Source organism: Lentzea sp. NPDC055074, assembly GCF_053608005.1.
On sequence record NZ_JBSGUQ010000004.1, the window covers coordinates 101,051 to 112,426 of the forward strand.

The 11,376-nt window shown below is 69.6% G+C and carries 11 protein-coding genes; 3 read left to right on the top strand and 8 right to left on the bottom strand.

The genetic code is table 11. The features are described from left to right. Positions 1 to 60: 60 nt before the first annotated feature. Both ACWF7A_RS10860 and pheA read right to left on the bottom strand, forming a co-directional pair. Positions 61 to 654: a histidine phosphatase family protein gene (locus tag ACWF7A_RS10860; RefSeq protein ID WP_452250254.1), complete on the bottom strand. Its 594-nt coding sequence runs from the start codon at positions 652 to 654 to the stop codon at positions 61 to 63. Beyond that, positions 651 to 1,541 carry a prephenate dehydratase gene (pheA, locus tag ACWF7A_RS10865; RefSeq protein ID WP_452250255.1) on the bottom strand — a complete coding sequence of 297 codons (891 nt, stop codon included), beginning with the start codon at positions 1,539 to 1,541 and terminating at the stop codon, positions 651 to 653. Before pheA ends, ACWF7A_RS10860 begins: the two co-directional genes overlap by 4 nt. A gap of 147 nt (positions 1,542 to 1,688) precedes the next feature. On the opposite strand from pheA, the gene ACWF7A_RS10870 reads away from it, so the two are divergent. Continuing rightward, entirely contained in the window at positions 1,689 to 2,207 is a 519-nt protein-coding gene (locus tag ACWF7A_RS10870) for a macro domain-containing protein (protein ID WP_452250654.1), read from the top strand. A gap of 60 nt (positions 2,208 to 2,267) precedes the next feature. Here the strand turns inward: ACWF7A_RS10870 and ACWF7A_RS10875 are convergent, their stop codons facing one another. Further along, positions 2,268 to 2,762 carry a GNAT family N-acetyltransferase gene (locus ACWF7A_RS10875; protein ID WP_452250256.1) on the bottom strand — a complete coding sequence of 165 codons (495 nt, stop codon included), beginning with the start codon at positions 2,760 to 2,762 and terminating at the stop codon, positions 2,268 to 2,270. A 61-nt stretch (positions 2,763 to 2,823) separates the two neighbouring features. On the opposite strand from ACWF7A_RS10875, the gene ACWF7A_RS10880 reads away from it, so the two are divergent. Continuing rightward, positions 2,824 to 3,441, top strand: a complete 618-nt coding sequence (locus ACWF7A_RS10880; RefSeq protein ID WP_452250257.1) for a response regulator — start codon at positions 2,824 to 2,826, stop codon at positions 3,439 to 3,441. Here ACWF7A_RS10880 and ACWF7A_RS10885 read toward each other — a convergent pair. From ACWF7A_RS10885 to ACWF7A_RS10900, 4 genes are read right to left on the bottom strand one after another with little or no spacing between them, the layout of a single operon-like run. Beyond that, entirely contained in the window at positions 3,419 to 4,525 is a 1,107-nt protein-coding gene (locus ACWF7A_RS10885; RefSeq protein WP_452250258.1) for a GAF domain-containing sensor histidine kinase, read from the bottom strand. The two genes, ACWF7A_RS10880 and ACWF7A_RS10885, sit on opposite strands and share 23 nt — an antisense overlap. Positions 4,526 to 4,530: 5 nt before the next feature. Further along, positions 4,531 to 7,554 (bottom strand): thiol reductant ABC exporter subunit CydD, encoded by a 3,024-nt coding sequence (gene cydD / locus ACWF7A_RS10890; protein WP_452250259.1) that lies wholly within the window; start codon positions 7,552 to 7,554, stop codon positions 4,531 to 4,533. Beyond that, complete coding sequence (gene cydB, locus ACWF7A_RS10895; RefSeq protein WP_452250260.1) at positions 7,554 to 8,525, bottom strand: cytochrome d ubiquinol oxidase subunit II; 972 nt, start codon at positions 8,523 to 8,525, stop codon at positions 7,554 to 7,556. Before cydB ends, cydD begins: the two co-directional genes overlap by 1 nt. A 12-nt stretch (positions 8,526 to 8,537) precedes the next feature. Then, positions 8,538 to 9,992, bottom strand: coding sequence for a cytochrome ubiquinol oxidase subunit I (locus ACWF7A_RS10900; protein WP_452250261.1), 1,455 nt, complete (start codon positions 9,990 to 9,992; stop codon positions 8,538 to 8,540). A gap of 316 nt (positions 9,993 to 10,308) precedes the next feature. Here ACWF7A_RS10900 and ACWF7A_RS10905 point away from each other — a divergent pair, with 316 nt between their 5' ends. Next, on the top strand, positions 10,309 to 10,899 hold the full coding sequence (locus tag ACWF7A_RS10905; RefSeq protein WP_452250262.1) for a TMEM165/GDT1 family protein: 591 nt from the start codon (positions 10,309 to 10,311) through the stop codon (positions 10,897 to 10,899). On the opposite strand, the gene ACWF7A_RS10910 is transcribed toward ACWF7A_RS10905, so the two are convergent. Beyond that, entirely contained in the window at positions 10,900 to 11,349 is a 450-nt protein-coding gene (locus ACWF7A_RS10910; RefSeq protein WP_452250263.1) for a MarR family winged helix-turn-helix transcriptional regulator, read from the bottom strand. Positions 11,350 to 11,376 lie beyond the last annotated feature (27 nt).

The window sequence follows — 11,376 nt, forward strand, 5'->3', positions numbered from 1 at the left end:
GGGAGGATCTTCAGGTTTCCCGAGCGGATCCGACGAGGTCGCGATCGAGTCGGGTGCCGGTCAGATCTCCACGCCCGCCCAGGACCGGCACACCCAGCCGTCGCCCTCGGACTCCAGCACCACGACCCCGGTGTTCGGCAGCAGGTTCTCCGCCAGCTCCACCGGCACGTTCGACGCGAGCGCCAGCGCGCCCATCCGCCCCGCGCCACCGTGCGTCACGACCATGACGGTGCCTTCGCGCCGGATGGTCGAGATCGCGCCGAGGAACCGGTCCAGCACCTGCTGCCCGGTCTCACCGCCGCCGGGGAACGGGACGTCCAGCTCCCCCTCGGCCCAGCGGATCACGGTCTCGAGGTAGGTCTTGTACGCCTCGGTGTCGTTGCGGCCCTCGAGCGAGCCGACCTGGATCTCCTCGATGCCCTGCAGGATCTGGACGGGCAGGCCGAAGCGTTCGGCGGTCGGGGCCGCGGTCTGCTGCGCGCGCAGGCCGATGCTCGCGTGGACGGCGACGATGTCCTCGCCCGCGAGGACGTCGGCCAGTTCGCGGGCCTGCTTGTGGCCCAGCTCGGTGAGCGGAGGGCCCGGCATGGCCGTGTCCAGCTTGCGTTCGATGTTCGACGCCGTCTCGCCGTGCCTGACCAGCAGGAGCCTCACCCGCGCTCGCCCTTTCTGACAGCATCGACCCAGGAGGCGGCTGCGGCGAACTCGGCGTTGTGAGCCTCGACGGGCTCGTGGTCGGCCTTCGGGAAGGACCCGAGGAACCGGATCTCGCGCGAGTGTCGGTGCAGCGCGGCCAGCGCGTCACCGATCCTCGGCTCTGCGATGTGCCCCTCGACGTCGATGTAGAAGCGGTACGTCCCCAGTTTGCCCTTCTGGGGTCGCGATTCGAGGCCGGTGAGATTGATGCCACGCAACGCCAGCTCCGTGAGCAGCTCGGACAGCACGCCGACGCGGTTCGGGGTGGTCACGACGACGCTCGTGCGGTCTGCGCCGGTCGGCTCAGGCAGCTGACCCGGACGGCGCAGCAGCAGGAACCTCGTGCGCGCGTCGGGAACGTCCAGGACGTCCGTGGCGTACTCGTCGAGCTTGTAGTGGTGCACGGCCACAGGAGCGGTCACGGCGGCGTCGAACTCGCCGCGTTCCACCTCGGCGGCGGCCGCGGCGGTGGACGAGGTGGCGATCGACGTGACGCCCGGCAGTTCCGCGGCGATCCACTCGCGGACCTGGGCCAGCGCGTGCGGGTGCGAGGCGATGGTCCTGATCTCGGTCGTGCCGGGCCGGACCAGGACGCTGAACCGGACGTCGAGCACGGTCTCGGCCACGGCGACGACCGGCTCGTCGCGCACGAGGGCGTCGAGGGTCGCGGGCACGGCTCCCTCGACGGAGTTCTCGATCGGCACGCATGCGAACTCGGCCGTCCCCTGGCGCACGGCGGCGAACGCGAGCGGGATCGTCTCGACCGGGACCAGTTCACCCTCGAACCGCATGGCTGCCTGCTCGGTGAAGGTGCCCTGTGGTCCGAAGTACGCAATGCGCGGCATCAGGTCAGCGTAGTGCGGCGATCAGAGGCGGAAATCACGCCTGTGTCCGGCGCCAAACCTGGGTTCCGTCAGGACCGTTCGAACTGGAATGCTTGGGGCGTGCCCGTTCTAGCGCCTGAACTCGTGTTGTGCGCGGTCGACGAACCGATGGCGAACGCCTGGCTGGCCGTCGCGGACGGACGCACCGGGGTGCGGATGCATCGCGGGTCCGTTCTGGACATCCACGCGCAGGCCGTCGTCAGCCCGGCGAACTCGCAGGGCTGGATGCGCGGCGGCATCGACGCCGTCTACGCCACGGCGTTCCCGTTGGTCGAGAACAACGTCCGCAGCGCGGTCCTCGCGCTGCACGGCGGTGAGCTCCCGGTGGGCGAGGCGCAGATCGTGGCGACCGGCGAGACCGAACCGGCGTGGCTCATCAGCGCCCCGACGATGCGCCGGCCCGGCGAACGGCTGCCGGTCGACACCGTCCACCCCTACCTCGCCGCACGGGCCGTGCTGATGCTCTGGCTCACCGGGCGCCTGGAGGACGGCACGCCGGTGCGCGACGCCGTCCGCACCATCGCGATGCCAGGACTCGGCACCGGGGTGGGAGGCGTCGCACCGTCCACGTGCGCCCATCAGGTCGCCGCGGCGTGGGACGAGGCGTTCAACCCGCTGCACGTGTGACGGGAGTTGTCCACATGACTTGTGCACAACCCTGTGGACAGAGCTGTGGACACTTGTGGACTACTGCCGTGGCGCGACCCATCGTTCGAGGTCGACCTCATCTGTGATGGGGATGCCGAACTCCCCGACCGCGGGGATCTCGGGCTTGAGCTTGCGGGCCTCGCGCACCGCGTCCGGCCTCAGGGCCGTGAGCTTGAAGCCGCGCCGCTGGTAGAAGCGGATCGCGTCGAGGTTGTCGTTCGTGGTCGTCAGGCGCACCCGGTTGCACCCGAGCGTGCGCGCCTGGCGCACCGCGGCGTCGACCAGCGCGGTGCCGACGCCGCGGCCCCTTCGCAGCGCGTCGATCGTCACGATCTCCAACTGGTGGTTCGCCACCGCGTAGGTCAGCAGACCCAGCACGTGACCCTGCTTCTCCACGAGGAAGCCCGGCAGACTCGCCGGGAAGAACACCTCGCCGTGCGCGACGGCGGTGTGCGCTCCCCATAGCTCGAGAACCAGTCGGGCGACAACTATGCGATCTGCTTCCTCGACCGGTCGTACCGAGCCTTCTGCCATGACAAGAACTGTGCCAATTTGAGTCACGCTCAGGAACAGCCATTCGACGTACGGTGGATTCGTGCCAGTGCGCGTTTTGTTGGTTGACGATCACGAAGTAGTGCGCAGAGGACTGCGCGAGATGCTCGACGACGAGGCGGACATCTCGGTCATAGCCGAGGCCGGGTCCGTCGACGAGGCGGTGACACGGGCTCAGAAGACCCCACCTGACGTGGCGGTCGTCGACGTCCAGCTCCCGGACGGCAGCGGGGTCGACCTGTGCCGGTCCTTGAGGGACCTTGGCATTCGTTGCCTCGTGCTGACCGCGTTCGACGACGAGGAGGCACTCGTCGGCGCGATCATGGCTGGAGCGTCGGGCTATCTGCTCAAGCAGGTGCGCGGCCAGGACGTCGTCACGGCCGTGCGCGAGGTCGCGGCTGGACGGTCCCTTCTGGACCCCGCGACCACAAGCCGGGTACTCGAACGGATGCGCAATCCTGCCCCGGTCGGCCTCACCGACCAGGAACAGCGAGTGCTCGAACTCATCGGTGAGGGCCTCACGAACCGCCAAATCGGTGAACGGCTCTTCCTCGCGGAGAAGACGGTCAAGAACTACGTGACGTCCGTTCTGTCCAAACTCGGCATGGAACGGCGAACGCAAGCCGCCGCCTGGGTGGCTAAACGGGGACGGACCAGGTGAGCGTCGTCCCGTTCGGAGAACTCACCACGCGGAAATCACCGCTCGCGGACGTCGCCCGTTCGGCGAGGTGCCGCAGCCCGCGCTGAGTCACGCCGGACGGGATGCCGCACCCGTTGTCCGCGACACGCAGCAGCAGATGCTTCTCATCGCGCCGTACGTCGATCTGGACGTGCGTCGCGCCCGAGTGCCGCACGACGTTCGACAGGGCCTCGCGCAACGCCGCCCGCGCGTCGTCGGCGTGCCGTCGCGGCACGTTCGTCAGGTCGCCGGCCACGTGCAGGCGCGGTGAGAAGCCGAGCAGCTCACCGGCCGTGCGGACCTCGGCCTTGATCGAGTCGTGCAGGTCGGCGCCCTCGGCCGGGTCGGTGTTGCGCAGCTTGCGGACGGTCCCGCGCACCTCGGCGATCGTCTCGTCGACCAGGTCGACGGCCTCGTTGATCCGCGCGCGGTCCGTGCTGTCGAGCTTCTTGCCCAGACGGCGTTCGAGCAGGCTGAGCTGCACCCCTGCGCCGTAGAGCCGTTGGATGATCACGTCGTGCAGGTCGCGGGCGATCCGTTCGCGCTCCTCGTAGACCGCGACGCGCTGCCGGGCCGTGAAGCCCTCGGCCAGCACGACCGCGAGACCCGCCTGCGCCGCGAACGCCGTCAGCACGTCCACCGTCTCCTGCGTGAACGCCGCCTTGTCCCTGCGCCGGTACACCGCCAGGGCGCCGATCTTGCGGTCCGAGGTGCCGAACGGCGCCACCGCGAACGGTCCGTAGACGCGCAACGAGTGCGGCACGTACGGGGCGGTGCGCGGGTCGTTCGTGACGTCGTCGGCCATCACCGGGACGCCCGTGCGCGCGGCCTTGGCGGCGGCACTGCGCGGGCTCAGCGTCGCGACGATCGGCTCACCGCTCGAAGCCTCGACGGTCAGCGTGCCGTCGTCGTCCTCGGTGGCGAGCATGGCGAGGCCCAGGTCGGCGTCCGCGATCTCCGCGGCCGCCTCCACGACGAGCCGCAGCACGTTCTCCGGGTCTTCCAGCGCCGCCGACGTGATCTCGGTGGACGCGACGAGCACGCGCCGCGCCAGAGAGGGGTCCATGGTCCTCAACGGTATGCGGGGGTGCCGAGGTCCAGCACCAGGTCCGCCCTCGCCGCCTCGTCCGGGCGGTGCGTGATGTGCAGGACGGTCCTGCCGTCCTGCCTGAGCTGCTCCAGGAGCCGACGCGCGGTCGGTTCGTCGAGGTGCGCGGTGGGCTCGTCGAGCAGCACCACGTCGGCGTCGTGCAGCAACGCCCGTGCCAGCGCCAGCCGTTGCGCCTCGCCGCCCGACACCTGGTCGGGCCTGATGACCGTGTCGAGCCGGTCGGTCCAGTCCTCCAGGCAGGCCTTGCGCAGGGCCTCGCGGAGCGCCTCGTCGTCGTGCTGACCCGACATCCGCAGGTTCTCCCTCACGGTCGTGCTGACGAGCATCGGTTCCTGCGGGCACCAGGTGGCGCGCGGCAGTTCGACGATGCCGCGTTCCGGCTGCAGGAAGCCCAGGAGCAGCGCGAACAGCGTCGACTTGCCGCTGCCCGACGGTCCCACGATCGCGACGTGCGTGCCGGGCTCGACGTTGAGGTGCAGGTCCTGGAGCGTGGGCTCGGTCGCGCCGGGCCAGCGGACGTCGACGTTCTCCAGCCGGATCCGCTTGCCCCGCGGACGTTCGGGTCGTTCCGGCGCGTCGAACTGGAGCCGTGCGCTCGCCTCGCGCAACGCCCTGCGCTGCTGGGCGGCGAGCGGCAGCGCGGACAGCGGCTCGGCGAGCGCGAGCGGCACCAGGCCCAGCACCGGGTTGCCGGTCGTGGCGCAGACCAGTGCCGCCGCACCCGTCGCGAGCAGCACGATCGCCGTGGCCGCGCCCGTGCCGAACGCTTGCCGGCGGGTCTGGGCGGCGAGTTCCACGTCCTCGGCGTGCAGGCGGTCCAGCAGACGGTGGTGGGCGTCGTGCGCGATGAGGTCCGGTGCGGCCGAGAGCGCGTTGATCGTGTCGCGAGCGACCTTGCGACGCCCCCTGGCGAGCTTCGTGCTGGCCCGCCGCTCGGTCCAGACGGCGATCGCGGGTGCCGCGAGTCCGGCGGCGAGCAGCAGACCGCCCAACGTGAGCGCGGCGGCCGGGTCGATGAGCGCGAACAGGATCGTGGTCGCGATACCGGCGCCAATGGCCACGACCGGCGGCAAGAGCACTCGCGGCACGAGGTCGCGAACGGTGTCGGTGTCCTCCACGAGCCGTTGCAGCCCATCACGCCGTTGAGTCCGCACGAGCCTGAGCCACAGCTCGGCACGAAGCTTGTTCGCGAGACGGAACGTCTCGTCGTGCGTGACCAGCCGCTCGACGTACCGCAGCACGCCCTTGCTCAACGCGAACGTCCGCACGCCCACGGTCAGCACCGACAGCGTCAGGATCGGCGGCATCTCGGCGGCGCGCGCGATCAGGTGGGCGGCGAGCGCGGTCAGCGCGATACCCGCGACCACCGCGAGAACGCCCAGCCCGGCGCCCTTCCACGGGACCGGCAGGCGCTTCGGCCGTTCCTGGGCCGTCTCCTCGGTGACGACCTTGACGAACGTCTCGTCGTCGGTCGCCTCCTTCTCGCGGTGCGAGGCGAGGACGACGGCTGCCGTGGCGCTGGCTCGCTTGATCGCTTTGTCGACTTTGCGACTTGTCACCGGGTCGAGGTGAGCGGTCGGTTCGTCGAGCAGGAGCACCGTCGCGCCGTGACGCACCCTCAGCAGGGCGCGCGCGACTGCGACGCGTTGGCGTTCACCGGTCGAGAGGTCCGTGATGCGACGGTCGAGCAGATGAGTGGCCACGACCTCGTCCGCGACCTGCTCGATGTCGTCTGCCCCCGGAACCGTCAGCTCCAGCTCGGCACGGGGCGTGGCGGCCGCGAACGCGGGCCTCTGCGGCACGTACGCGATGTCGCCGGCCACGAACGCGGTGCCGTCCGTCGGTTCCACGAAGCCCAGCAGAACCCCGAACGTCGTCGACTTCCCGGCACCGCTCGCGCCTTCGAGTCGATAGATCTCCCCCGGCCTCACGGTGAAGCTCAGGCCGTCGGGCGCGAACCCGCCGCGCCGCAGGACCCGCAGGTTGTCGACCTGCACGTTGTTGACATGTCGATTGTCAACATCCTTACAACCGGCGGGCAGGCGCGGGCGCGAGCTGTCCTCGTGGTCGACGACCTCGGCCACCCGCCGGACCGCTTCGAGGCCGTCCTCGCTGGCGTGGTGGGCGGCACCGGCCGCGCGCAGCGGCAGGTAGCACTCGGGCGCCAGGATCAGCACGACCAGCGCGGTCATCAGCGTCATGTCGCCGTGCACGAGCCGGATGCCGATGCCGACGGCGATCAGCGCCACGCTCAGCGACGCCGCGATCTCCAGCACCAGCGCCGACAGGAACGCGATCCGGAGCGTGCCCATCGTGGCCTTGCGGTGCTGCTCGCCGATCTGCTCGACCGCACCGGCCTGCTGCTCGGCGCGACCGAAGACCGTGAGCACCGGCAGGGCGCGCAGGAGTTCCATGAGCTGGGCCGAGAGCAGCTCCGTGACGTCTGCGGCGTTGCGGACGCGCTTCTCGGTGTACCAGCCGATCAGCGCGGCGAAGACCGGGATCAGCGGCACGGTGACCGCGATCAGCACGGCCGACGGCCAGTCGGTGAAGAGGATCCACGCCCCGGCGAGCGGCGGCACGATCACGGCCGTGACCAGCGCGGGGAGGTAGCGGGTGAAGTAGGCGTCGAGCGCGTCGAGGCCCTTGGTAGCGAGCACCGACAGCTCCGCCGTGCCGCGTTCCGCGATCCAGCCGGGACCGCGTTCGAACGACTTGGCCAGCAGCTGGGTCCGCAGCTCCTCCTTCGCGCCGGCGGCGGCACGGGCGGCGGCGCTCTCCGTCGCCCACGACAGGGCCGCGCGGGCCAGGATCGCCACGGCCAGCAGCGGCAGACCCTCGCGAGTCGTGATCACCGATGCCAGCGCGACGGCCTGAGCGACGAGCGCCAAGGCGTTGAGGAACGCCAGCGCGCCCACCCCGACGAGGGCGCGCCGGGCGTTCCTGGAGAGCTGGGGCAGAGCTCCCAGCGGGCCTCGTTTCATCAGTGCGCAGCCGGGATGTGCTGGACGCCGATGCGCTTGCGGAACACCCAGTACGTCCAGCCCTGGTAGACGAGCACGGCGGGCGTGCCGAAGGCGGCGACCCACGTCATGACCTTCAGCGTGTACGGGCTCGACGCCGTGTTGGCGACCGTGAGCGACCACGCGTCGTTCAGCGTCGACGGCAGGACGTTCGGGTACAGCGTGCCGAACAGCACCACGACGGTCGCCGCGATCGCCAGTCCCATCAACGCGAACGACTGTCCGTCGCGGTCCACGGCCAGCCTCCACATCGCGAGGCCGAGGATCGCCACGACCACGACGGCCCAGAAGCCCGCGGTGATCACGAGCAGTGCAACGAGCGGCAGAAGTGCGACGGGCGCGAGGAGCAACGCGACCCGGCGAGCTCGTTCGCGGATCTCACCCTCGGTCTTCAGTGCCGTGAACACCGCGCCGTGCACCAACGCGTATCCCGCGAAAGCGAGCGCCCCCACCACTGTGTCGAGCCTGATCGCCGCGAACGGACCGCCGACGCGGTCACCGTTCGCGTCGATCGGCAGGCCCAGCACCGTCGTCGAGATCAGCAGGCCGACGCTGAGCGTGGCGACCCACGAGCCCACCACGATCGTTGCGTCCCAGGCCTTTCGCCAGCGCGGGTTGTCGACCTTGCCGCGGTAGTCGAACGCGACACCGCGGCCGATCAACGCGATGAGGAACAACGTGAGCGGCAGGTACGCGGCGCTCAGAAGCGCCGCATACCAGCCGGGGAAGGCCGCGAACGTGGCACCGATCGCGGTGATGAGCCACACCTCGTTGCCGTCCCAGACCGGCCCGATGGTGTTGATCATGACTCGGCGTTCGCGGTTGTCGCGTCCCAGCACGGGAAGCAGCATGCCGACGCCGAAGTCGAATCCTTCGAGGAACAGGTAGCCGAGCCACAGCACGGCGATCAGCACGAACCAGAGCGTTTCCACGTCGCCTCTCCCCTAGTACGCGAACGCCAGGGCGCCGTCGTCGGTCTTCTGCGGCAGCACACCGGGAATCCCGCTTCGGACGTACTTGCGGATCAGGTAGATCTCCACGACCGCGAGCACGGTGTAGACCGCGGTGAGCGCGATGAGCGAGGTCAGGATCTCGCCGGCCGTGGACTGGCTGACCGCCTGCGCGGTGAACATCCACACCCCGTCGACCCCGCTCGGGTTCGGCACCACGACGAACGGCTGCCGCCCCATCTCGGTGAAGATCCAGCCCGCGCTGTTGGCCAGGAAGGGAGTCGCGATGCCGGCGAGACCGAGTGCCGGGAACCACCAGCCGGTGGGCGTCCGGTTCTTGCGGGTCAACCAGAGCATGAGGACGCCCAGTCCGGCCGAGATGCCGCCGAACCCGATCATCAACCGGAAACCCCAGTACGTCACGGGAAGCGCGGGCACGTAGTCGATCGGCTTGCCGCTGAGCTCACCGAGCCGTTCGTCGACGGGGTAGAACTCGCCGTACTTCTCCTGGTACATCGGGACGAGGTCCTGGATTCCCTTGACCTCGCTGCTGAAGTCGTTGTGCGCCAAGAAGCTCAGCAGTGCGGGCACCGTGATGCTCTTGACGTTCTCGCAGTCGGGCCTGGTGACGTCGCCGATCGCGAAGATGCTGAAGCTCGCGGGCTGTTCGGTGTGGCACAACGCTTCCGCGGCGGCCATCTTCATCGGCTGCTGTTCGAACATCAGCTTGCCCTGCAGGTCACCGGTGATCGCCAGGACGCTGAACGCGACCACGCCGACCCACGTGCCGAGCTTGAGCGAGCTGCGCCAGACCTTCTCCTCCTCCGACTTGCGGTGGAGGTGCCAGGCGGCGATGCCCACGAGGAAGGCGGCCGACACCGCGAACGCGCCCGCGATGGTGTGCGGGAAGGCGGCGAGCGTCGTGTTGTTCGTCAGCACTGCCCAGATCGAGGTGAGGCGCGGACGGCCCTCGTGCATCTCGATGCCGACCGGGTGCTGCATCCACGAGTTGGCGGCGAGGATGAAGTACGCGCTGGCCATGGTCGCGAGGCTGAACGCCCAGGCGCACGCCAGGTGGACCTTCTTCGGCAGCTTGTCCCAGCCGAAGATCCACAGCCCGAGGAACGTCGACTCGACGAAGAAGGCGACGAGCGCCTCCATCGCGAGCGGCGCGCCGAACACGTCACCGACGAACCGCGAGTAGGCGCTCCAGGCCATGCCGAACTGGAACTCCTGCACGATGCCCGTCACGACACCCATGGCGAAGTTGATCAGGAGGAGCTTCCCCCAGAACTTCGTCATCTTGTAGTAGCGCTCGTTGCCCGTGCGCACCCACGCGGTCTGCATCCCTGCCACCAGCAGGGAAAGGCCGATCGTCAGCGGCACCATCAGAAAGTGGTAGACGGTGGTGATGCCGAACTGCCACCGCGCGAGTTCGAGTACTTCCACGGCTCCGAGCGTAGGTGTGGATCATGGGATTCATCAGGTACGACGGTCCCGTCCACACTCGGGACCAAGGTCCCGTGCGCGAAGTCACGCCTTGTGGGTGACATGCGTCGGTTACGATGTGTGCGCCAGAGGGGAGTAGTTCCCACCGGAGCAGTCGACCGGTGGCGTGGAGATCGACATACTGATCCGCCTTCGAGTGGATCCGGTCCCACACCCGATCTGATCGGGCGAACGAGACCTCCGGCCGGGTTGCAGCATGCCCGGTCGGGGTCTGTTGCGCCTCCGTCCGGGATCGTAGTCGGACGTGGAGGACCTCGTGGCCACATCATTGCTCGCGTTCATCACCGCCTTCGCGGTGGTGTTCCTCGTCGAGCTCCCGGACAAGACCATGGTCGCCACCCTGGTCCTGACCACGCGTTATCGCGCGTGGCCGGTGTTCGTCGGCGTCGTCGCGGCCTTCGCCGTGCAGAGCGTCGTCGCCGCCGCGTTCGGCTCGGCGATCACCCTGCTCCCCGACCGCGTGGTGGCCGGTGTCGTGGCCGGGCTGTTCGGCGTGGGCGCGTTCATGCTGCTGCGCGAGGGCTTCTCGCGGGACGAGGACTCGGCCGACGAGTCCGCGACGAGCGCCGCCGTGCCGTTCTGGCGCGCGGCCCTGACCTCGTTCGGCGTGCTGTTCGCGGCCGAGTGGGGCGACGCCTCGCAGCTCGCGACCGCCGGCATCACCGCCCGCTACGGCGCGCCGCTGGCCGTCGGTCTCGGCGCCTGGCTGGCGCTCGTGGCCGTGGCCGGGCTGGCCGTCCTCGTGGGACGCAAGCTCGCCGGGCGGTTGCCGACGCACTGGATCCAGCGGGTGGCCGGGGTGGTCTTCGCGGTGTTCGGCGTGATCGCCCTGACGCAGGTCTTCTAGCTACCAGACCGGACGGAGCCCTGGCTGGTCCTCGCCGTGGACGTGCCGCAGGTACGCGGCGAGGCCGGTCTTGATCGTGGCCAGGGTGTCCTCGCCGATCGCCTGGGCCATCTCGCCCTCGAGGTCCGCCCACAGGTTGTCCGCGAACTTCAGGTAGTCGCGGCCCTTCGTGGTCAGCGTGACGTACTGCGCGCGCTTGTCCGTCGGGTGCGGCTCCCTGAGCACGTACCCCCACTCGTCCAGCTCGGCGACGATCTTCGCGGCCGCCTGCTTCGTGACGCCGAGGTGCTGTCCGATGTCGACGGTCGTCGCGCGCCTCTCCTTGAGGAAGCGGAAGACGTAGCCGTGGGCCGGGCGTAGCGGTTCGAGGCCGATCTGGCCGAGCCGGTCGTGGAACTGGTCGCCCAGGGCGCGGTACGTCATCGCCAGCAGCATCGGCACCGGTTCCATCTGCGCGTTCCCATTCAGGTAGACAAC

Excerpts from the sequence above, each read along its gene's own strand:
- pheA (WP_452250255.1), bottom strand. The coding sequence starts at position 1,541 with ATGCCGCGCATTGCGTACTTCGGACCACAGGGCACCTTCACCGAGCAG.
- ACWF7A_RS10870 (WP_452250654.1), top strand. The coding sequence starts at position 1,689 with ATGGCGAACGCCTGGCTGGCCGTCGCGGACGGACGCACCGGGGTGCGG.
- ACWF7A_RS10875 (WP_452250256.1), bottom strand. The coding sequence starts at position 2,762 with ATGGCAGAAGGCTCGGTACGACCGGTCGAGGAAGCAGATCGCATAGTT.
- ACWF7A_RS10885 (WP_452250258.1), bottom strand. The coding sequence starts at position 4,525 with ATGGACCCCTCTCTGGCGCGGCGCGTGCTCGTCGCGTCCACCGAGATC.
- cydD (WP_452250259.1), bottom strand. The coding sequence starts at position 7,554 with ATGAAACGAGGCCCGCTGGGAGCTCTGCCCCAGCTCTCCAGGAACGCC.
- ACWF7A_RS10910 (WP_452250263.1), bottom strand. The coding sequence starts at position 11,349 with ATGGAACCGGTGCCGATGCTGCTGGCGATGACGTACCGCGCCCTGGGC.